This is a genomic window from Variovorax sp. P2_H12, from assembly GCF_056403395.1.
This window is the reverse complement of sequence record NZ_JBFUFO010000005.1, coordinates 144,047-163,073: the sequence shown is the minus strand read 5'-3', so window position 1 is coordinate 163,073 and position 19,027 is coordinate 144,047. Positions and strand designations below refer to the sequence as shown.

At 69.2% G+C, this 19,027-nt stretch carries 19 protein-coding genes; 7 read left to right on the top strand and 12 right to left on the bottom strand.

Translation table 11 applies throughout. The annotated features are described in order from the left end of the window. Positions 1 to 19 precede the first annotated feature (19 nt). From AC1DYK_RS05250 to AC1DYK_RS05240, 3 genes are read left to right on the top strand one after another with little or no spacing between them, the layout of a single operon-like run. Positions 20 to 724 carry a TenA family transcriptional regulator gene (locus AC1DYK_RS05250; RefSeq protein ID WP_478165293.1) on the top strand — a complete coding sequence of 235 codons (705 nt, stop codon included), beginning with the start codon at positions 20 to 22 and terminating at the stop codon, positions 722 to 724. Next, entirely contained in the window at positions 721 to 1,605 is an 885-nt protein-coding gene (locus tag AC1DYK_RS05245) for an SDR family oxidoreductase (RefSeq protein WP_478165292.1), read from the top strand. The genes AC1DYK_RS05250 and AC1DYK_RS05245 overlap by 4 nt, the downstream gene beginning before the upstream one ends. 17 nt (positions 1,606 to 1,622) lie before the next feature. After that, the gene (locus AC1DYK_RS05240) at positions 1,623 to 2,315 is read left to right on the top strand and encodes a tetratricopeptide repeat protein (RefSeq protein WP_478165291.1); all 693 of its coding nucleotides are present in this window, start codon (positions 1,623 to 1,625) and stop codon (positions 2,313 to 2,315) included. 13 nt (positions 2,316 to 2,328) lie between these two features. Here AC1DYK_RS05240 and AC1DYK_RS05235 read toward each other — a convergent pair whose 3' ends face one another. From AC1DYK_RS05235 to AC1DYK_RS05185, 11 genes are all read right to left on the bottom strand, one after another. After that, complete coding sequence (locus AC1DYK_RS05235) at positions 2,329 to 3,684, bottom strand: ATP-binding protein (RefSeq protein WP_478165290.1); 1,356 nt, start codon at positions 3,682 to 3,684, stop codon at positions 2,329 to 2,331. Beyond that, positions 3,681 to 4,352 (bottom strand): response regulator, encoded by a 672-nt coding sequence (locus AC1DYK_RS05230; protein ID WP_478165289.1) that lies wholly within the window; start codon positions 4,350 to 4,352, stop codon positions 3,681 to 3,683. The genes AC1DYK_RS05235 and AC1DYK_RS05230 overlap by 4 nt, the downstream gene beginning before the upstream one ends. A gap of 155 nt (positions 4,353 to 4,507) precedes the next feature. Further along, entirely contained in the window at positions 4,508 to 5,275 is a 768-nt protein-coding gene (locus tag AC1DYK_RS05225; protein ID WP_478165288.1) for an ABC transporter permease, read from the bottom strand. Beyond that, complete coding sequence (locus AC1DYK_RS05220) at positions 5,275 to 6,078, bottom strand: ABC transporter ATP-binding protein (RefSeq protein WP_478165287.1); 804 nt, start codon at positions 6,076 to 6,078, stop codon at positions 5,275 to 5,277. Before AC1DYK_RS05220 ends, AC1DYK_RS05225 begins: the two co-directional genes overlap by 1 nt. Next, positions 6,075 to 7,040 carry an ABC transporter substrate-binding protein gene (locus AC1DYK_RS05215; RefSeq protein ID WP_478165286.1) on the bottom strand — a complete coding sequence of 322 codons (966 nt, stop codon included), beginning with the start codon at positions 7,038 to 7,040 and terminating at the stop codon, positions 6,075 to 6,077. The genes AC1DYK_RS05220 and AC1DYK_RS05215 overlap by 4 nt, the downstream gene beginning before the upstream one ends. A gap of 169 nt (positions 7,041 to 7,209) precedes the next feature. Further along, complete coding sequence (locus AC1DYK_RS05210; protein ID WP_478165285.1) at positions 7,210 to 8,406, bottom strand: xanthine dehydrogenase family Fe-S subunit; 1,197 nt, start codon at positions 8,404 to 8,406, stop codon at positions 7,210 to 7,212. Continuing rightward, on the bottom strand, positions 8,403 to 9,242 hold the full coding sequence (locus AC1DYK_RS05205) for an FAD binding domain-containing protein (RefSeq protein ID WP_478165284.1): 840 nt from the start codon (positions 9,240 to 9,242) through the stop codon (positions 8,403 to 8,405). The genes AC1DYK_RS05210 and AC1DYK_RS05205 overlap by 4 nt, the downstream gene beginning before the upstream one ends. 10 nt (positions 9,243 to 9,252) lie before the next feature. Next, positions 9,253 to 11,637: a xanthine dehydrogenase family protein molybdopterin-binding subunit gene (locus tag AC1DYK_RS05200; protein ID WP_478165283.1), complete on the bottom strand. Its 2,385-nt coding sequence runs from the start codon at positions 11,635 to 11,637 to the stop codon at positions 9,253 to 9,255. Between the two features lie 2 nt (positions 11,638 to 11,639). Continuing rightward, complete coding sequence (locus AC1DYK_RS05195; protein WP_478165282.1) at positions 11,640 to 13,088, bottom strand: TRAP transporter large permease; 1,449 nt, start codon at positions 13,086 to 13,088, stop codon at positions 11,640 to 11,642. A gap of 32 nt (positions 13,089 to 13,120) precedes the next feature. Further along, positions 13,121 to 13,648 (bottom strand): TRAP transporter small permease subunit, encoded by a 528-nt coding sequence (locus AC1DYK_RS05190; RefSeq protein WP_478086952.1) that lies wholly within the window; start codon positions 13,646 to 13,648, stop codon positions 13,121 to 13,123. 23 nt (positions 13,649 to 13,671) lie between these two features. Continuing rightward, positions 13,672 to 14,766, bottom strand: coding sequence for a TRAP transporter substrate-binding protein (locus tag AC1DYK_RS05185; protein ID WP_478165281.1), 1,095 nt, complete (start codon positions 14,764 to 14,766; stop codon positions 13,672 to 13,674). 259 nt (positions 14,767 to 15,025) lie between these two features. On the opposite strand from AC1DYK_RS05185, the gene AC1DYK_RS05180 reads away from it, so the two are divergent. The 4 genes from AC1DYK_RS05180 to AC1DYK_RS05165 are packed head-to-tail and all read left to right on the top strand — an operon-like array spanning position 15,026 to position 18,453. Beyond that, a complete protein-coding gene (locus tag AC1DYK_RS05180) occupies positions 15,026 to 15,331 on the top strand; it encodes a non-heme iron oxygenase ferredoxin subunit (protein WP_478086950.1) in 306 nt (101 codons plus the stop codon). A gap of 10 nt (positions 15,332 to 15,341) precedes the next feature. Then, on the top strand, positions 15,342 to 16,622 hold the full coding sequence (locus AC1DYK_RS05175; RefSeq protein WP_478165280.1) for an NAD(P)/FAD-dependent oxidoreductase: 1,281 nt from the start codon (positions 15,342 to 15,344) through the stop codon (positions 16,620 to 16,622). A 12-nt stretch (positions 16,623 to 16,634) separates the two neighbouring features. After that, positions 16,635 to 17,924 carry a Rieske 2Fe-2S domain-containing protein gene (locus AC1DYK_RS05170; protein WP_478157654.1) on the top strand — a complete coding sequence of 430 codons (1,290 nt, stop codon included), beginning with the start codon at positions 16,635 to 16,637 and terminating at the stop codon, positions 17,922 to 17,924. Positions 17,925 to 17,937: 13 nt separating this feature from the next. Continuing rightward, the gene (locus AC1DYK_RS05165; protein WP_478165279.1) at positions 17,938 to 18,453 is read left to right on the top strand and encodes an aromatic-ring-hydroxylating dioxygenase subunit beta; all 516 of its coding nucleotides are present in this window, start codon (positions 17,938 to 17,940) and stop codon (positions 18,451 to 18,453) included. A 20-nt stretch (positions 18,454 to 18,473) separates the two neighbouring features. On the opposite strand, the gene AC1DYK_RS05160 is transcribed toward AC1DYK_RS05165, so the two are convergent. Continuing rightward, the gene (locus AC1DYK_RS05160) at positions 18,474 to 18,947 is read right to left on the bottom strand and encodes a MarR family winged helix-turn-helix transcriptional regulator (RefSeq protein ID WP_478165278.1); all 474 of its coding nucleotides are present in this window, start codon (positions 18,945 to 18,947) and stop codon (positions 18,474 to 18,476) included. Positions 18,948 to 19,027: the final 80 nt, after the last annotated feature.

The window sequence follows — 19,027 nt, the reverse complement described above, 5'->3', positions numbered from 1 at the left end:
CACACCGACCGGAGAATCCATGAGTTTTTACGCCCGCCTGATCGAACACACCGCCGACGCCCGCATGGGGCTGCTCGGCACGCCCATCATCCAGGGATGCCTGCGCGGCGAAGTGTCGCTGTCCAGCTACCTGGCCTTTCTGCGCGAGGCCTACCACCATGTGCGCCACACGGTCCCGCTGCTGCATGCTTGCAAGGCGGCCCTGCCGCTGCGCAGCGACTGGCTGTGCGGCCCGCTCGACGAATACATCGAGGAAGAGCAGGGCCACGACCTGTGGATCCTCGACGACATCCGGGCCTGCGGCGGCGATGCGCAAGCGGTGCGCGACGGCCCGCCGGGCCATGCCACAGAGGTCATGGTGGCCTACGCCTACGACACCATCGCCCGGCGCAACCCGCTCGGATTCTTCGGCATGGTCCACGTGCTCGAAGGCACCAGCGTGTCGCTGGCCCTGCTGGCCGCGGACCAGATCCAGAAGCCCCTGCAACTGCCCGATGCCGCCTTCAGCTATCTGCGCTCGCACGGCACGCTGGACCAGGAGCACACGGCGCACTTCGCGCTGCTGATGGATCGCATCGAAAGCCCCGAGGACCAGGCCGACATCGTGCATGCGGCGCGCGCCTTCTATCGTCTCTATGGCGATGTGTTCCGCGGCCTGCCGCTGCCCTCGGCCACTGCGGCCCCAGCGGCGACTGCCGCCCCATCGCATGGAGTCGCCGCGTGAAACCCAACGAGAGCAGGGTCGTTCTGACCGGTGCCGGTGGTGGCATCGGCTGTGCCACCGCCACCGAACTGGTGAAGGCCGGGGCGTCGGTGATGCTGGTCGGAAGGTCGCCGGCGCGGCTCGCCACGCAAGCCCGCGCCCTGGTCCGCGACTGCAACGTGCCGCGGCCCCGGGTCGAGTGGTATTGCGCCGACCTGACGCGCGTCGCCAGCCTTACCGGCATCGCCGAGGTGGCCGCCGGCTGGGGCTGCAACGTCGTCGTTCACGGCGCCGGCGTGCCAGGCTTCGGCCGCATCGAGGCGCTCGGCGCGACCGACATGGCGCAGGTGCTGCATCTCAACCTGCTGGTGCCGATGCTGCTGACCCAGGCCCTGCTCGGGCACCTGCGCAGCCTGCCGAAGGCACAGGTCATCTTCATCGGCTCGGTGCTGGGGCGGCTGGGCCTGCCGGGCTTCAGCGTCTACAGCGCGAGCAAGTTCGGCCTGCGCGGCTTTGCCGAGTCGCTGCGCCGCGAGCTCGGCGATACCCGGGTGTGCGTGCAGTACCTCGGCCCGCGCAGCACGAGAACCCGCTTCAACAGCGGCGCGGTCGAAAGCTACAACAAAGCCACCGGCACCGCGATGGACAAGCCCCAGGTCGCCGCGGAGGCGCTGCTGGACCTGATGGAGAGCGGCGCGGCCGAACGCTTCCTGGGCTTTCCGGAGGCGCTGGCCGTGCGGCTCAACGGCCTGGCCCCCGGCCTGCTGGACAACGCCTTCGACAAGCATCGCCGCAGCCTGCCGCCGGTCGCGCAAGCGGCGCCACCGGTACTGGAATGTCCCGACGTGGTTGGCGCGCCGGCCGCCGACGACATCCATTCGCTGATGAACAGCGCTCTCTGAAGAATCAAGGACGACAGATGACACGACCCGCTTTCAACATCGCCTCGATGCCGGCCATGGCGCGCCGCCAATGGCTGGGCGCCCTGCTTGCCGCTGCCTCCATCGCGGCGCTGCTGCCGCGACCGGCCCGCGCCGCCGGGGCCGACGACGACGTCGTCGAACTTCAACACGACTGGGAAGTGATCCGCTACCAGACGCCCGCCGCCGAACGCGAGAAGCGCTTCGAGACGCTGGCCGCCAAGGCACGCAAGGTGAGCGAGACCTACCCGGACCGCGCCGAGCCGCTGGTCTGGGAAGGCATCATCGTGAGTTCCTGGGCTGGCGAGAAAGGCGGGCTCGGCGCGCTGGGCCTGGTGAAGCAGGCCAAGAGCCTCTACGAATCGGCGATTGCCATCAACGGCAACGTGCTCGACGGCTCGGCCTACAACAGCCTCGGTGTTCTGTACTACAAGGTGCCGGGATGGCCGGTGGGCTTCGGCGACAAGGCCAAGGCCAAGGAGCTGCTGCAGAAGGCGCTGTCGCTCAATCCGAAGGGCATCGATCCCAATTTCTTCTATGCGGAGTACCTCATCGAGGCGAAGCAGCCCGAGCAGGCCATGCCCTATCTCGAACGTGCGCTGCAGGCACCCGCACGACCCGGTCGGCAGGTGGCCGACACAGGGCGGCGGGAAGAGGCTCGCGTCTTGATGGAAAAGGCCAAGGCCAAGTAGAGGCGGACGCGTCTCAGCGGTGAGCCGCATCGAACTGCAGCATCACCTTGACGCCCTGGCCATTGGCGTCCGTGCCGAATGTCAGTTCGAGCCCGTGCAGTTCGGCGATGCGCCGCACGATCGAAATGCCCAGGCCACTGCCTCCTTCCTTCTGCCCGTCGGGCCGGTAGAAGCGCTCGCCCAGGCGCTCGAGCTGCTCGGCCGACAGCGGCGGGCCTGCGTTCTCGAGTTCGAGATGCTCGCGCCCGATGCGAAGCACGACGTCCGTACCTTCTGGCGCGTAGCGCACGGCATTGTCCAGCAGGTTGCGCAGCATCACCGTGAGCAGGTGGGGGTCGCCGAGCAGGGGCAGGGGATGGGTTCCGCGCGGCGGCCATTCGCAGGCCAGCTCGATGCGGCGGCGCTCGGCCAGCGCCAGGCAGTCGCTCATGGCCTGCTCGACGATCGGCGGCCACTGCACCTCGGTCGTCAGCGCCGGCGCCACGCCCGACTCCACGCGCGACAGGACCAGCATCTGCGTCACCAGCCGGCCCATGCGGTCGAGTCCGGCGCTCAGCTTGGCCTCGGCCTCTGCCCGTTCGGCGGCGCTGCCGGAGCGGCGCACCACGTCCCATTGCGCGCGCAGCACCGCGAGCGGGGTGCGCATCTCATGGGCGGCGTCGGCGGTGAAGCGGCGCTCGCGCACCAGCAACTGCTCGATGCGTGCGAACAGGCCGTTCATCGCGCCCAGCAGGGGCTTGAGTTCGGCGGGGGCGCGGTCGTCGGGCACCGACTGCAGGTCTTCGGCCTTCCGGCCCGACAGCTCGGCCGTCAGCTGGTGCATCGGCGAGAGAGCGCGGCGCACCGCCCACGCCATGACCACCAGCAGGATCGGCAGCAGCAGCAGCCACGGCACGACCTGCGTGATGGTCAGTCCATACACCAGCTCGTCGCGCTCGTAGGCGCCCTGGCCGGCCGCCACCAGCCGCTTGCCGTCGATGGACGGCAGGTAGTAGACCCGCCAGGGCCGGCCGCCGACTTCTTCGTCGACGAATCCGCTGGCGTCGGGCCGGTGCGGCAGCGCCACGCCTTCGGGGTCGGCGAGCAGCAGGCGGCCTTTCGTGTCCCATGCGACGACAGCGAGGTCGCGCAGGTCCGATTCGCCGGCATCCTTGCTGCCTTCGGCCGGCGCGGGCGGCAGCGGCAACGGCGTGTCGGGAAAGGTCGGGCCCAGTGTCGACTGCACCTGCCTCGCGAGCCTTATCAGCTCGGTATCGAACAACTCGTTGACTTCGTGGCGGGCACGGCTGATGGAGAAGTAGAGCGCAACGAACCACACCAAGGGCGCACAAACCAACAGATAGATGAGAAGCCGTCGCTGGAGGCTCATGAGCTCTCGCCGGAGCCGAGCGCATAGCCGACGCCGCGCACCGTGCGCACGATGCCCGGATCGATCTTGCGACGCAGGTGATGGATGTGGACCTCGAGCGAATTGCCCTCGGGCTCGGCGCCGCTCCAGTCATAGAGCTTCTCGCGCAGCTTTGCCTTCGAGAGCACGCGCTGCGACTGGCTCAGCAACGCCTCGAGGACCGCGAGTTCGCGGCCGGTGAGTTCGACCTGTTCGCCCTTCCAGCGCACGACCTTGGTGGCCGGGTCGTACTCGAGCGCGCCATGCTGCCAGACAGCCTGCGCCTGACCGGCGGCGCGGCGCACCAAGGCGCGCAGGCGGGCGGCCAACTCGTCGATGGTGATCGGCTTGACCAGGTAGTCGTCGGCACCCGCATCGAGCCCGGCGATCCGCTGGCCGATGCCGTCGCGGGCGGTGAGGATCAGCAGCGGCAGTTTCAGGCCGCGCGCTCGCCAGCGCCGCAGCCACTCCATGCCGTCGCCGCCCGGCAGGCCGAGGTCGAGCACCATCGCATCGAAGGGCGCGCCGGCGAGCGCCGCGTCGGCGTCGGTGCCATTGCCGAACCAGTCGACCACGTGGCCGAGCTGGCGCAGGCCGGTCGCCAGCGCGTCGCCGAGCAGGGCGTCGTCTTCGACGATCAGAAGGCGCATGGGACAGTGACTCCAAGTATCGAAAGACAGCCCTTCGCGCGCATTATGCGCAGGCGCCGCCTCACGGCGCCGCACCGAACAGCGGCAACGCCGCGCCGACCGTGGAATTCGCGCCGGAGGCTGGGGTCGCTGCCCTGGAACGCGGCAGCGCCGCCCTAGGCATCGATGCGGCGCCAGGGCGTGGCGCGCCGCTCGGCCCAGGCCAGGCCGCCATAGAGCACAATGCCGAGAATCGCCAGCATGAACACCGCCGCGAACACCCGCGGCGTGTCGAAGGTGCCCTGCGCGCTCAGGATCACGTAGCCGAGGCCGCGCTGCGACGCGACGAACTCGCCCACGATGGCGCCCACCAGCGACAGCGAGATCGCCACCTTCATGCCCGTCAGGATGGAGGGCAACGCGCACGGCAGCCGGACCTTGAAGAAGAAGTCGAGCGTCGACCCCTTCAGCACGGTGCCGAGGTCCAGCACATCCTGCGGCACCGAGCGCAGCCCGTGCACGGCATCGACGATCACCGCGAAGACCGCGATCAGGAAGGCGATCGCGATCTTGGGCTCGGAGCCGGTGCCGAGCCAGATCACGAACAGCGGCGCGATGGCCACCTTGGGCACGCTGTTCAGGGCCACGATCAGCGGGTAGATCGCATGCTCGAACCAGCGCGAGCCCACCAGCAGCATCGCCAGCGCCACGCCGACCACCACCGACAGCGCGAAGCCGCCGAGCGTGGTCAGCAGGGTGTAGAGCGCGTGGTCCAGGTACCAGCGCCACTCGCCGCCGAGCTCGCCGAGGATGGCGGTCGGCGGCGGCAGCGTCACCGGCCGCACGTGCAGCACCCGCACCAGCACTTCCCACACCGCTAGGAAGGCGACGATCGACAGCGCACCCACTAGCCATTGCCTGGCCTTGGCCATCCACGGGTTCATCAGGCAGCCTCCTCGAGGGCGTGGGCGGGCTCTTCGTTGATCAGCCCCATGTCGTGGAACAGGTCGCGGATGCGGCCGGTGTAGGCGCCGAACTGCGCCGTCTCGCGCACCGCCAGGCGGCGCGGCCGCGGCAGGTCGACTTCGATGATGTCGGCGATGCGGCCCGGCCGGGGCGAGAACACCACCACGCGGTCGGCGAGGAACACCGCCTCCGAGATCCCGTGCGTCACGAACATCACGGTGTTGCGGGTCTCGAGCCAGATGCGCTGCAGCTCGACATTCATCTGGTCGCGCGTCAGGGCATCGAGGGCGCCGAAGGGCTCGTCCATCAGCAGCAGGCCCGGCTGGTCGATCAGCGCGCGGCAGATCGCGGCCCGCTGCCGCATGCCGCCCGACAGCTCGCGCGGATAGCGGTCACCGAAGTCCGACAGGCCGGTCAGCTTGAGCAGCTGCGCCATGGCCGCCCGGTAGGCCTGCGTCGGTTTGCGGGCGAACTCGATCGGCAGCAGGATGTTGCGCTCGATGGTTCGCCATTCGAGCAGCGCGTCGCGCTGGAACACCATGCCCAGGTGGTCGGGCGGCCCCGCCACCTTGCGACCGTCGACGCTGAGCGTTCCGGCCGTCACCGGCTCCAGGCCGGCGACGCAGCGCAGGAAGGTGCTCTTGCCGCAGCCGCTGGGCCCGAGGATGCTGACGAACTCGCCCGGCCGGATGTCCAGCGAGATGCCGTCCAGCGCGGTCAGCGCGCGCTCCCCGGGGTAGACCTTGCGGACGCCGTCCGCGTGGATGGCCGCCGCGCTCACTGCGCACCCGCCGGCTTCAGTACTACCGGCCGCACCAGGCCCGGCACGAAGAAGTCGCTGCCGTCCTTGATCGACTTGATCAGGCCGGCATCGGTCAGGGTCTTCACCGCGATCGTCCAGTCCGCAGCCACCGGCACGCCGACCGGCTGGCCGGCCGCCGCCGGCGACTGGAAGAACGGCCGCAGCGCTTCGATCTGCGCCCGCACCACCTTCTTGTCGAGCTTGGCCTGCGGCCGCTGCGCCACGATGGCCTCGACCGCTTCGTCCTCGTGGCCGTTCAGCACGTAGGTCCACGATGCGGCCACCACGCTGGCGAACCTGCCGATGGCCGGGCCGCGCGCCGCAAGCTTGGACTCGGTGGCGAAGAGCCCGAAGCTCGGCATGTTGAGCTGGTAGTCGGCAAACCGGATCGCATCCGAAGGCCGGGTCAGCGACACCACGGGCAGGAAGAACGGGATGGTGGAGAACGCGGCGTCGGTGCGGCCCGCGGCATAGGTGGCGGCCTTGCCCGCGGCGTCGACCCCGACCAGCTCCAGGTCGCTGCGCTTGAGGCCGCCGGCGGCCAGGAAGGCGTCGATGAACGGCGCCTCCAGCGAGCCCGCGGTGTAGGCGACCTTCTTGCCCTTCAGATCCTTGGGGCCCTGGATGCCGCCGTCCTTCGGCACCAGCAGGCCGACGTCGCTGAGGCGCGCGAAGACCGCGACCGCCTTCACCGGCACGCCCTTGTCGCGCGCGATCATCATCGAGGCCAGCGCCGCGTGGCCGACATCGAACTGGTCGCCGCCGCCGACCAGTTGCACCGTGGTCACCGAGCCGTTGCCGTCCTCGAGGCTGACGTCGAGCCCGGCTGCGTTGAACCAGCCCTTCTGCTGGGCCAGGTGCACCGCGGCATGCACGCCCCAGGGCGTCCAGTCGAGCCGGACCTTGAGCTTCTCGGGGGCCTGGGCGCTGGCCGCGGCCATGGCGCCGAGGCAAAGGCATGCGAGCGCTGCGCGAAAAATTCTAGCAAGCGAGCCATTCATCATCGTTCTCTCCAAGATCAAAAAGACCCATCAACGGGCAAAGCTGCGCCCTCGGCGCGAATCCTGCGAAAACGCGCCGGGATGCCGGGACACACGAGAAAACTGCGGGCTAGTCGCCGGCTCCGAACCAGCGGCGGATGCGCGCCCAGAGGACGCCGAGACCCAGGCTGAAGGCATTCAGGCGCGCCGGCGGCAAGGGCGCATCGCCCGAGCGCGCAGGGTCCATGCGCAGCGCCACGTTCTTGCCGAACTCCTGGATCAGGCGGCCGACGAAGTCCTTGACCAGGCCGGAGCGCGAAAACTGCGCCAGCGGACCCTGCAGCGAATAGAGCAGGTCGACGTCGACCCGGGTCGCGGTCGGCGACACCTCCGTCAGGCGGTAGGCGACGTCGCCGTTGGCGCGCGACTGGCTCAGCGAATCCTGGCCGGCGCCCTTGAGCACCGCGCTGCGCGTGCTGTCGTCGCGGTCGAGCCGCGCGGCGCCGTTGAAGCTGGCCGACATCGGCCCGAACTTGATCGCCACCCGCCCCTTCACGCGGTCGCCGGTGTGCTCGGTGAGTTCGGCGCCCGGCAGGCAGGCGGCGACGGCCGGCAGGTCGGCCATGAAGCGCCAGACCTCGGCGGCCGGGAACGGCACCGAAAACCCGCCCTGGATCCGGGTGCCGTTGGCCGACGCAGCCTCCGTCGAAGGCGCCTCGCTGCGCGGTGCCGCCGCCACCGCGGCGACGCCCGTGTCCGCGGCCTCGAAGGCCGCAAAACCCTGCACCGGCGCAAGCCCCGACGCCTTGCCGCCGTGGACCTGCAGCGCTTCGCGCATCGCCGCGATGTCGGCCTGACCGCCATCGCGGCATTGGTCGAGCACGTCGCGGATGGCCGCGACGATGCCGACGTAGCCGGTGCAGCGGCACAGGTTGCCCGACAGCTCGAGCCGGACCCGGGCCTCGTCGGCTTCGGGAAAGCGCAACACGATGTCGCGCGCGGTGGCAAGCATGCCGGGCGTGCAATAGCCGCACTGCAGCGCATGGTGGCGCGAGAACGCGGAGCGCAGCAGCGCCATCACGGGGTCGCGGTCGTAGCCCTCGACGGTGGTCACCTTCTGGCCGTCGCAGGCCACCGCGAAGGCGATGCACGAGCGCACCGGCCGGTCGTCGACCAGCACCGTGCAGGCGCCGCAGACGCCGTGCTCGCAACCCAGATGGGTGCCGGTCTGGCGGCCTTCTTCGCGCACGAAATCGGCGAGATGCATGCGTGCGGGCACGTCGCGACGCAGTTCGCGGCCGTTGAGTTCGACGGCGATGGTCGTCATGTGGAAAGCTCCGGAATGAAGATCTGGTGCAGGCAGCGCTCGACCGCCGCGACCCTCAGTTTGCGGTCGACCGCATCCTTGCCCGGCAGCGCCGCGGCGATGGCCGATTGCAGGGTTTCGCGCGGCGGCATCGCGGCGGCCCGCGCCACCTGTGCGGCGAGGGCCGGCAAGGCCTGGGGCGCGCCGTCGAGCGCGCCCAGCACGATGCGCGCGAGCTTGCGCGAGGGATCGAACACGGCGGCGCAACTGGCCTCCGCGAACTCGCCGGTCTTGCGGCAGAACTTGAAATAGCCCCAGCGCGCCGCCGCGCCCAGCCTGGGAATGCGCACCGCGGTCAGCAGTTCGCCGTCGGCCAGGTCGGTGGTGTAGGCACCGTGCATGAAGCGCTCCATCGGCACGCGGCGGGTGCCGGCGGCCGACGAAATCTCGATCTGAGCGCCGAGGGCGGCCATCGCCAGCACCCAGTCGGCTGCGGGGTCGGCGTGCGCGAGGCTGCCGCCGAGCGTGCCGCGGTTGCGGATCGCGCGGTAGGCGATGCCGCCGGCCACCGACTGCAGCAGGCCGTCGCGCAGCAAGGGGTGCACGCCATCCTCGATCTCGGCATGCGTCACGGCCGCGCCGATGCGCAGCTGGTCGCCGTCGGCCGTGACCTGCCGCAGCTCGCCGAGCGAGGAGACGTCGACCACCTGTTTCGGCCGCGCCAGGCGCAGGTTCAGCATCGGCCCGAGGGATTGGCCGCCGCCCATCACCTTGGCGGCGCCGCCGGCGTCGGCCAGCACGCGCAAGGCGGCCGGCAGCGTCGCGGGGCGTTGGTATTCGAAGCTCGCGGCTTTCATCGGGTGTTCCTCATGCGACCTTCCTGTTCTCGACGACCTGCGCCGCCTCGATCGCCTCGAGCAGGCGGCGAGGGGTCAGCGGCGTCTGCGAGACTTCGGCGCCCAGCGGCCGCAGCGCGTCGTTCACCGCGTTGAAGATGGCCGCCGGCGGCGCGATCGCGCCGCCCTCGCCCATGCCCTTGGCGCCGAACTCCGTATGCGGCGACGGGGTTTCGAAGTGGTGGATGCGCATCGCCGGCACCTCGGTCGCGCCCGGCAGCATGTAGTCGGCCAGGGTGGAGGCGAGCGGCTGGCCGTTGCGGTCGTAGGGCGTCTCCTCGTAGAGCGCGGTGCCGATGCCCTGCGCCACGCCGCCATAGGTCTGGCCCTCGACCACCATCGGGTTGATCATGGTGCCGCAGTCCTCGACGATCACGTAGTCCAGGATCTCCACGTGCCCGGTCTCGGGGTCGACCGCCACCGTCACCGCATGGGTCGCATAGGTGAAGGCGCCGGTGTCGACCTTGGGCTTGAAGCCGGTCGTCACCTCGAGCCCGGCCGGGTCGACGTCGGGCGGCAGGCGGTCGGGGCGCAGGTACCAGGCCTGCGCCACCTCGGCCACCGAGACGCTCCGCTCCCCGGCCGCGATGCGCCCGCCGGAGAGCACGACCGCATCCGGCGTGCTGCCCAGCAGGTGGGCGCCGATGTGGAGGACGCGCGGCGCCAGCGCCTTGCAGGCTCGCGCCACCGCGCCGCCGGACATCACCAGCGAGCGCGACGCATAGGTGCCGGTGGAGAACGGCGTCTGCCCGGTGTCGCCGTGCACCAGCTTCATGTGGGCGATATCGACGCCGAGGATCTCGTGCGCGATCTGCGCGAAGGTGGTCTCCATGCCCTGGCCGTGCGAGTGCACGCCGACGCGGATCTCGAGTCCGCCGTCGGGCGTGATCCGCACCGTCGCCGAATCGAAGCCCGGGATCACCGGCGTGCCCCAGGACGCGAACACCGAGGTGCCGTGCGCGGACTGCTCGGTGTAGGTGGCGAAGCCGACGCCGATCAGCCGGCCATCCGGCTGCGTCTCGCCCTGGCGCCGCCGCACGGCGTCGACGTCGATCAGGTCGCGCGCCTTGATCAGGCTGGCCGGATAGTCGCCGCTGTCGAAGTGCTTGTTGGCGACGTTGACATAGGGCATGGCCGAGGCCGGCACCAGGTTCTCGAGCCGGACCTCCCACGGTTCGCGGCCGACCGCGCGGGCAATGGCATCGAGCGTGAGCTCCATCGCGAAGCAGACCCCGGTGCGCGCCACGCCGCGATAGGGCACGAAGCCGGGCTTGTTGGTGGCGACGCACTCGGTCACGCAGCGGTAGCCACGCAAGGCATAGGGCCCGGGCAGGTTGCCGACCGCCTGGCCGGGCTCGAGCCCGATCGTGAACGGCCACACGGAATAGGCGCCGCCGTCGATCGTGATGCGGGCGTCGAGCGCCAGCAGGCGGCCGCGCGCATCGGCGTAGGCGGTCATCTGGTAGCTGTGCTCGCGCGTGTTGGCGCCCGCGATCAGGTGCTCGCGCCGGTCCTCGAGGTAGCGGAAGGGCTTGCGGTAGGTCTTCGCCAGCCAGGCGACGCAGAGTTCTTCCTGCTGCAGCACGCACTTGTAGCCGAAGGCGCCGCCGACATCGGGCGAGATCACGCGCACCCGCCCCTGCTCGAGCCCCAGGCATTCGGCCAGCACGGTGCGGATCATGTGCGGCACCTGGGTGGCGCTGACCACCACCAGCTGGTCGGCCTGGTGGTCCCAGTAGGCCAGCACCGCCTTGCCTTCCATCGGCACCATGCACTGGCGGGCCAGCGAGACCTCGCGCCGCACCACCAGCGCCGCCTGGGCGGCATGCGCCTCGAACTCCATGTCGGCGTGCAGCGTGACGAAGGTGTTGTCGCGCCATTGCGGATGGATCAGCTCGCCGGTGGCGGCACGCGAGCGGTCGGCGTCGGCGTAGACCGGGAGCTCGTCGTACTCGATCTCGATCTGCTCGGCCAGGTCTTCGGCTTCGGCGCGCGTGCGGGCGAACACCATCGCGACCGGCTCGCCGACGAAGCGCACCTTGCCCGAGGCCAGCGGCGGCTGGGCCGAGGACTGGTAGGTGGGCAGCGTGGAGTCGGCCACGATGTCGCGCGCATCGGGCATGGCCTCGCGCAGCACGACGCGCTCGGCGCCCGCTTCGGGCAGCCGGGCCGAGACGATCCTGGCGTGTGCCAGCGGGCTGCGCAGGAAGGCCACCTCGCTGAGTTCCGGCAGGCTCATGTCGGCGACGAACTGGCCCTTGCCGTGCAGGTGGCGCGCGTCTTCCTTGCGCAGCACGCGCGCGCCCACGCCTTGCGCGTTCGGGTCGCCGGGGTGATGGGAGGGGGTGGTGTCCATGCTCAAGGCTTCCTGCTGTCGAACGGCGAGGGGGCATCGTCGCCCGGGTAGGCCGACGGGCTGCCCTCGCCCTGGTGCGGCATCTCGATCTTGATCGTCTCGAGGTCGATTTTCGCCGCCTTGTGGACATTGCCGGTCACCATGCCCGGGAAGGCGATCACCAGCCCCACCATGGCGAGCTGGATCAGCACGAACGGGATCGCGCCGCGGTAGATGTCGCTGGTCAGCACCTGCTTTGGCGCCACCGAGCGCAGGTAGAACAGCGCGAAGCCGAACGGCGGGTGCATGAAGGAGGTCTGCATGTTGACCGCCAGCAGCACGCCGAGCCAGATCAGGTCGATGCCCATCTTGTCGGCCACCGGGGCGATCAGCGGCACGATGATGAAGGCCAGCTCGAAGAAGTCGAGGAAGAAGGCCAGCAGGAAGACCATCAGGTTGACCACGATCAGGAAGCCCAGCTGACCGCCCGGCAGGTGCAGCAGCAGGTGCTCGACCCAGAGATCGCCGTCGACGCCGCGGAACACCAGGCCGAAGACGGTCGCGCCGACCAGGATGAAGATCGCGAAGCAGGTCAGCTTGGCGGTCTTGTCCATCGCCTGGCGCAGCAGCGCCAGCGAGAGCTTGCGCCGGCCGAGCGCCAGCAGCAGCGCGCCGGCCGCGCCCATCGCGCCGCCCTCGGTCGGGGTCGCGATGCCCAGGAAGATGGTGCCGAGCACCAGGAAGATCAGCACCAGCGGCGGCACCAGCGTCGTCAGGACCCTGAAGGCCAGCGCGCCGCCGCGCAGCGTGCGTGCCTCCGGCGGCAGCGCGGGCGCCGCCTCCGGCTTGACGATCGAGTAGACGAAGACATAGACCGCGTACAGGCCGGTGAGCACCAGCCCGGGCACCAGCGCGCCGGCGTACATGTCGCCGACCGACTTGCCCATCTGGTCGGCCAGCACGATCAGCACCAGCGAAGGCGGAATGATCTGGGCCAGCGTGCCGGAGGCGGCGATCACGCCGCTGGCAAGCCGCTTGTCGTAGCCGTAGCGCAGCATGATCGGCAGCGAGATCAGGCCCATCGAGATCACCGAGGCCGCGACCACGCCGGTGGTGGCGGCGAGCAGGCCGCCGACGAAGATCACCGCGTAGGCGAGGCCGCCGCGCACCGGGCCGAACACCTGGCCGATGGTGTCGAGCAGGTCTTCGGCCATGCCGCTGCGCTCGAGGATCAGCCCCATGAAGGTGAAGAACGGGATCGCCAGCAGCGTCTCGTTGAACATGATGCCGAAGACGCGTTCGGGCAGCGCCTGGAACAGGGAGGGCTCGATCAGTCCGAGCGCGATGCCGACGAGGCCGAAGATCAGCCCGTTGGCGCCGACGGCGAAGGCCACCGGGTAGCCGATCAGCAGCAGCAGCACCAGGCACGCGAACATGATCGGCGCCAGGTAGGTGGTGAGGAATTCAATCATCGTGGGGTCCGGGGGTCAGGGATGCGGCCGTCTCAGGCGGCCTTCGGGGCGCTGCGGTCGAGGCCGCGCAGCTCGGCCACGTCCTTGATCACTTCGGAGGCCCCTTGCAGCAGCAGCAGGCCGAAGCCGACCGGGATCAGCAGCTTCACCGGCCAGCGGATCAGGCCACCGGCGTTGGAGGAGACTTCGCCGCTGGTGTAGGCATCGACGAAGGGCGCCCAGGACAGCACCAGGATCAGCAGGGTCATCGGCGCCAGGAAGAAGAGCGTGCCGAAGATCTCGACCCACAGCTGCTTTCGCCGCGTGAGCCGCGAGTGGATCAGGTCGACCCGCACGTGTTCCTTGTTGAGCAGCGTGTAGCCGGCGCAGAGCAGGAACACCGCCGCAAACAGGTACCACTGGATCTCCAGCAGCGAGTTGGAGCTCATGTTGAAGGCCTTGCGGACCACCGCGTTGCCGCTGCTGATCAGCACCGCGACCAGGATGAGCCAATACGATGCCTTGCCGACCGCCGTGTTCAGGGCATCGATCAGGCGCGAAGCGCGCAGCAGCGAGTTCATGACGGTGTGTCCCTTCGGTCCGCTCAGCCCTTGTTCTTCGCGAGTTCCGCGAAGGTGAAGTTGTCGAGCGCGTTCTCGGCCACGCGGAACCAGCTGGCCTCGTTCTGGCGGAACTGCTGCCACTTGGGGAAGATCGCCTTGAACTCGGGGTTCTTGGCCGACAGCTCGACCCACAGTTCTTCCGACGCCTTGAAGGCGGCGACCATCACGTCCCTCGGGAAGTAGGACAGCTTGGCGCCCTGCCCGATCAGCTTCTTGAGCGCCTCGGGATTGCGGGCGTCGTAGTCGGCCAGCATCTTCATGGTCTCTTCGGAGCAGGCGCACTCGAAGGCGGCCCTGTAGGAAGCCGGCAGCGCGGCCCAGGCCTTCTCGTTGACCATCGAGGTGATCGAGGCGCTGCCCTCCCACCAGCCGGGCGCGTAGTAGTGCTGCGCCACGCGCTGCAAGCCGAGCTTCTCGTCGTCGTAGGGGCCGATCCATTCGGCGGCATCGATGGTGCCCTTCTCGAGCGCCGAATAGATGTCCGACGCCGGGATCTGCTGCGGCACCGTGCCCAGCTTCTCGAGCACCATGCCGCCGATGCCGCCGATGCGCATCTTCAGGCCCTGCAGGTCGGCGACCGACTTGATCTCCTTGCGATAGAAGCCGCCCATCTGCACGCCGACGTTGCCGCTGACGAAGTTGACGATGCCGTAGCGCTTGTACATCGCGCGCACCAGCGGCATGCCGCCGCCGAAGTGCATCCAGGCGTTGTGCTGGCGCGCGTTGAGGCCGAAGGCCAGGCCGGTATCGAAGGCGATCGCGGTGTCCTTGCCGATGAAGGCCGAGGCCAGCACGTGGTTGCACTCGATGGTGCCGTTGCTCACCGCTTCCATGTTCTGCGCCGGCGGCACGATCTCGCCGCCCGCGAACGGACGGATCTCGAAGCGGCCCTCGGTCAGTTCGGAGACCCGCTTGCACAGGCGGTCGGCCGAGCCATAGATGGTGTCCAGGCTCTTGGGCCAGCTCGTGGACATGCGCCACTTGACGGTCGGAGCGGTCTGGGCGATGGCAGGAACCGCGAGCGTGGCGAGGCCCGCCAGCGCTCCGGTCTTCTCGAAAAAGCGGCGTCTTTGCATGAATAACTCCTGGGATGTGGGGCTGAGAATCGTCAGTATGCTGAGTTGATTATTCCGTGTCAACGACATTTTCTTCGCGTTTTCCCGTGCACCAAAACATCCTTACCTGGTACTTATTCAGGTGCACCACAGAGGTAAATAGCACTGAATGAGTGCAAACGCGCCGCCTCCGAAAAGAAACAGAAAAATGCTTGCACCCTCAGAATATTCTTCAGTACACTGACGATATCAATTCAGTGTACGTTTCAAAGGACGCCCCATGGCCTGGATCAGGATCGCTGCCACGAGTCAGCTGCAAGACGACGAAGTCATGCCGATCGCGCTGGGAGAGACACAGCTCGCGCTGTTCCGCAGCGGCGGCGAGTTCCACGTCACGGACAACGTCTGCACGCACCAGTACGCGCTGCTGTCCGATGGCTACGTGGAAGACGGCTGTGTCGAGTGCCCGTTGCACCAGGCGCGCTTCGACCTGCGCACCGGTGAAGCCATGTGCGCGCCCGCCACCCAGCCGATCCGGATCTACCCGGTGCGGGTCGAGGGCGGCGACGTCCTGGTCGATGCCTGAGCGCGCGGCCATGACCGACGAAGCGCCCTTCCTGATCATCGGCGCCGGCCAGGCCGGCGCGACCGCGGCCGCCGCGCTGCGCACGCTCGGCCATCGGGGCCGCATCGTGATGGTCGGCGACGAGCCGTCGCCGCCCTACGAGCGCCCGCCGCTCACCAAGGCGGTCCTGGCCGATGCCGGGATGGACGGCCGCCTCGGCATCCACCCCGCAGGCTTCCACGAGGCCCAGGCGATCGAGTTGCGGCTCGGCGTCGGCATCGCGTCGCTCGATGCCGAGCGCGCGCTGGCGCATTGCAGCAACGGACAGGTGCTGCCCTTCAGCCGCTGCCTGATCGCGACCGGCGGCCGGGCGCGCACGCTGCCCTCGGTGCCGCCGGGCACGCCGCATGTGCACTACGTGCGGACGCTGGCCGATGCGCAGGCGCTGCGCGCTGCGATGGCCGGCCAGTCCGCGCTGACCGTGCTCGGCGCCGGCTTCCTCGGTCTCGAAGCGGCTGCCACCGCGCGCGCGGCAGGACTCGGCGTGACCGTCATCGAGGCCGCTGCACGGGTGCTGCCGCGCGCGGTGCCGCCCGAATTCTCGCGCTGGCTCGCGCAGCGCGTGCGCGGCGCGGGCGTCGACCTCCGGCTCGGCCGCAGCTGCGTCTCGATCGCGCCGAATGCCGACGGCGTGGCCCTGCGGCTGGACGACGGCAGCACCCTCCAGGCGCCGCTGCTGGTGGTCGCGATCGGGCAGACGCCCGAGGTCGCCCTGGCCGAGGGCTGCGGCCTCGCGCTGCATCCGCACAACGGCGGCATCCGCATCGATGCGCAATGCCGCACCAGCGCGCCGAACATCTACGCGGCCGGCGACTGCGCGAGCCAGCTCCAGCCGCTGGTCGGCGAAGAGATCCGCCTCGAATCCTGGCAGAGCGCCAACGAGCAGGCGCGGCTCGCCGCCGCGGCGATGCTCGGCGTGCCGACCGAGGCCGCCGCGACGCCCTGGTTCTGGACCGACCAGTTCGGCTGCAACATCCAGATGCTCGGGCTGCCCACCGCGCAAACCACCTACCAGATGCGCGGCGACGCAGCGATCGACGGCACGCCGAAGTTCATGCTGCTCGGGCTCGACCCGGACGGCCGGCTCGCGCACGCCATCGCCGTCAACGCCGGCGGCGACCTGCGGCCGCTTCGAAGCCTGATCGAACGACGCATCCCCTGCGACCCCGCGCGGTTGCGCGACACCTCGATTCCCCCGCGGCAACTGGTGCGCGACGCACTGGCGGCCGCGGCCAGCCCCTCACTCTCCTGACTGGATCCCGCCATGTACAGCACCCATGCGGTCATCAACCGCACCCCGAACACCAAGGACGCCGAACTCGCCGCCTGCAAGTGGCCCGAGGATGCGGCGCACTTCATCCCCGACTGGGTCTACACCAGCGAGGCCGTGTACGACCAGGAGATGGAGAAGATCTTTCGCGGCCGCTCCTGGAACTTCGTCGCGCTCGAGGCCGAGGTGCCGAACACGGGCGACTTCAAGCGCTCCTATGTCGGCGCCACGCCGGTGGTGGTGTCGCGCGCGGCGGACGGTTCGATCAACGTCTTCGAGAACCGCTGCGCCCACCGCGGCGCCGAGTTCTGCCGCCACAGCCAGGGCAACGCGACCGAGTTCGTCTGCCCTTACCACCAGTGGTCCTACGACCTCAAGGGCAACCTGCAGGGCGTGCCCTTCAAGCGCGGCGTGAACCGCCAGGGGGGGATGCCGAAGGACTTCCGCAACGAGGACCACGGCCTGCGCAAGCTGCACGTCGCGACCCGCAACGGCGTGGTCTTCGCGTCCTATGCGAGCGACATGGAATCGCTCGAGGACTACATGACGCCGGAGATCCTGAAGGACTTCGACGTCGTCTTCAACGGCAAGCGCCTGAAGGTGCACGGCTACTACAAGAACGAGCTGCCGTGCAACTGGAAGATGTACCACGAGAACCTCAAGGACCCCTACCACGCGACGCTGCTGCATTCCTTCCTGGTCGTCTTCGGCCTGCTGGTCGCGGGCAACGACGCCGCCATGATCGCCGACCCGGTGCACGGCCGCCACGGCACCATGGCCTCGGCCAAGAAGGAGGACAAGTACGCCGCGATCAGCGACGAGAACAAGAAGGAGATGCGCTCCTACCACGAGGGCATGCGCCTGCGCGACGACCGCTTCCTGGACTTCGTCAAGGAGTTCGACTCGCCCTGGTCGGTGACCATGCAGACCATCTGGCCCAACCTGATCGTGCAGCGCGAGATGAACACGCTGGGCGTGCGGCAGATCGTGCCCAACGGCCCCAACAGCATGCTGATGCTGTGGACCATGTTCGGCTACGAGGACGACACCGAGGAGATGACGCAGCACCGGCTGCGCCAGGGCAACCTGATGGGCCCGGCCGGCTTTCTCGGCCTGGAGGACAACGAGGCGATGAAGTTCGTGCAGGAGGGCGTGCGCCGCTCGAGCACCGAGACCAACGTGCTCAAGCTCGATGCCGGCAATGTCGGCAGCTCCACCTCGCTGATCTCGGAAGCCGCGATCCGCGCCATGTACGGCTACTACCGCGAAGTGATGGGGTTCTGAAGCCATGAAAGCAATGACCCGGTCCCTCTTCCGCGAACGCCGCATCGACCCGGCGCGCGCCACCGCGCTGCGCCACGAGATCGAGGACTTCAATGCCGAGTACTGCGCGGTGCTCGATGCCGGCCAGGTCGAGGCCTGGCCCGAGTTCTTCGCCGCCGACGGCATCTACCGCGTGACCGCGCGCGAGAACGCCGAGCTCGGCATGCCGGTCGGCCTGGTGTATGCGCAGGGGCGCAACATGATGCACGACCGCGCGGTGGCGATCGCCAAGACGCAGATGTTCGCGCCGCGCTACAACCTGCACCTGGTGACCAACACCCGCGTCACCGCCGAATCGGACGCGGGGGAGATTGAGGCGCAGGCCAACTTCCTGCTGCTGCAGACCCTGGTCGAGGGTCCGAGCACGGTGCACATGGCGGGCACCTACTACGACCGCTTCGTGCGCGTCGAAGGCCGGTTGCTGCTGCGGGAGCGCCAGGCCATCTACGACACCACGATCATCGCCAACGACCTGGTCTACCCGCTGTGAGCCGTCCGGCCCGTCACGCCTCAGATGGCGCGCAGCACCGTGCGGCTGTACTGGTTGTTGGCCTCGACCAGGATCTTCATGAGGTCCATCAGCATCGTGCGCTCGGCCGGGCGCAGGGGCGCCAGCAGGCGCTCCTGCGCGCGTGCCATGTCGCCGCGCAGCGAGTCCACCACCGTCTGCCCCTCGGCCGTCAGGCGCACGTGGCGCGTGCGCTTGTCGGAAGGGTTGGGCCGGCGCTCGACCAGGCCGCGATCCTCGAGCCGCTTGACCACGTCGGCGGTGGTCGTGCGGTCGAGGCCGACCTCGTGGCCCAGCGAGGTCTGGTCGAGATCGGGCAGCACCGAGACGGCCGTGAGGATCGCGTACTGGACCGGCGTGACGTTCTGCGACTTGCACTCCTCGAAGAACATCGCGACGTGGATCTGGTGCAGCCGGCGCACCAGGAAGCCGGGACGCGCAAAGAGAAGTTCCTTGGCAGGGTCGACCGTGGTCATGGGGATGTCCGGGGCATCCACCGCGCGCTCCTGACCGGACTGACGCTTGTTCGACGGCACCTGGACCCCCGTTTGTTAGC

What these genes read in the sequence shown, in the direction of transcription:
- AC1DYK_RS05235 (WP_478165290.1), bottom strand. Translation starts at nt 3,684, where the DNA reads ATGAGCCTCCAGCGACGGCTTCTCATCTATCTGTTGGTTTGTGCGCCC.
- AC1DYK_RS05170 (WP_478157654.1), top strand. Translation starts at nt 16,635, where the DNA reads ATGTACAGCACCCATGCGGTCATCAACCGCACCCCGAACACCAAGGAC.
- AC1DYK_RS05195 (WP_478165282.1), bottom strand. Translation starts at nt 13,088, where the DNA reads ATGATTGAATTCCTCACCACCTACCTGGCGCCGATCATGTTCGCGTGC.
- AC1DYK_RS05185 (WP_478165281.1), bottom strand. Translation starts at nt 14,766, where the DNA reads ATGCAAAGACGCCGCTTTTTCGAGAAGACCGGAGCGCTGGCGGGCCTC.
- AC1DYK_RS05175 (WP_478165280.1), top strand. Translation starts at nt 15,342, where the DNA reads ATGACCGACGAAGCGCCCTTCCTGATCATCGGCGCCGGCCAGGCCGGC.
- AC1DYK_RS05180 (WP_478086950.1), top strand. Translation starts at nt 15,026, where the DNA reads ATGGCCTGGATCAGGATCGCTGCCACGAGTCAGCTGCAAGACGACGAA.
- AC1DYK_RS05205 (WP_478165284.1), bottom strand. Translation starts at nt 9,242, where the DNA reads ATGAAAGCCGCGAGCTTCGAATACCAACGCCCCGCGACGCTGCCGGCC.
- AC1DYK_RS05225 (WP_478165288.1), bottom strand. Translation starts at nt 5,275, where the DNA reads ATGAACCCGTGGATGGCCAAGGCCAGGCAATGGCTAGTGGGTGCGCTG.
- AC1DYK_RS05200 (WP_478165283.1), bottom strand. Translation starts at nt 11,637, where the DNA reads ATGGACACCACCCCCTCCCATCACCCCGGCGACCCGAACGCGCAAGGC.
- AC1DYK_RS05240 (WP_478165291.1), top strand. Translation starts at nt 1,623, where the DNA reads ATGACACGACCCGCTTTCAACATCGCCTCGATGCCGGCCATGGCGCGC.
- AC1DYK_RS05230 (WP_478165289.1), bottom strand. Translation starts at nt 4,352, where the DNA reads ATGCGCCTTCTGATCGTCGAAGACGACGCCCTGCTCGGCGACGCGCTG.
- AC1DYK_RS05190 (WP_478086952.1), bottom strand. Translation starts at nt 13,648, where the DNA reads ATGAACTCGCTGCTGCGCGCTTCGCGCCTGATCGATGCCCTGAACACG.
- AC1DYK_RS05160 (WP_478165278.1), bottom strand. Translation starts at nt 18,947, where the DNA reads ATGACCACGGTCGACCCTGCCAAGGAACTTCTCTTTGCGCGTCCCGGC.
- AC1DYK_RS05215 (WP_478165286.1), bottom strand. Translation starts at nt 7,040, where the DNA reads ATGGCCGCGGCCAGCGCCCAGGCCCCCGAGAAGCTCAAGGTCCGGCTC.
- AC1DYK_RS05210 (WP_478165285.1), bottom strand. Translation starts at nt 8,406, where the DNA reads ATGACGACCATCGCCGTCGAACTCAACGGCCGCGAACTGCGTCGCGAC.
- AC1DYK_RS05165 (WP_478165279.1), top strand. Translation starts at nt 17,938, where the DNA reads ATGACCCGGTCCCTCTTCCGCGAACGCCGCATCGACCCGGCGCGCGCC.
- AC1DYK_RS05250 (WP_478165293.1), top strand. Translation starts at nt 20, where the DNA reads ATGAGTTTTTACGCCCGCCTGATCGAACACACCGCCGACGCCCGCATG.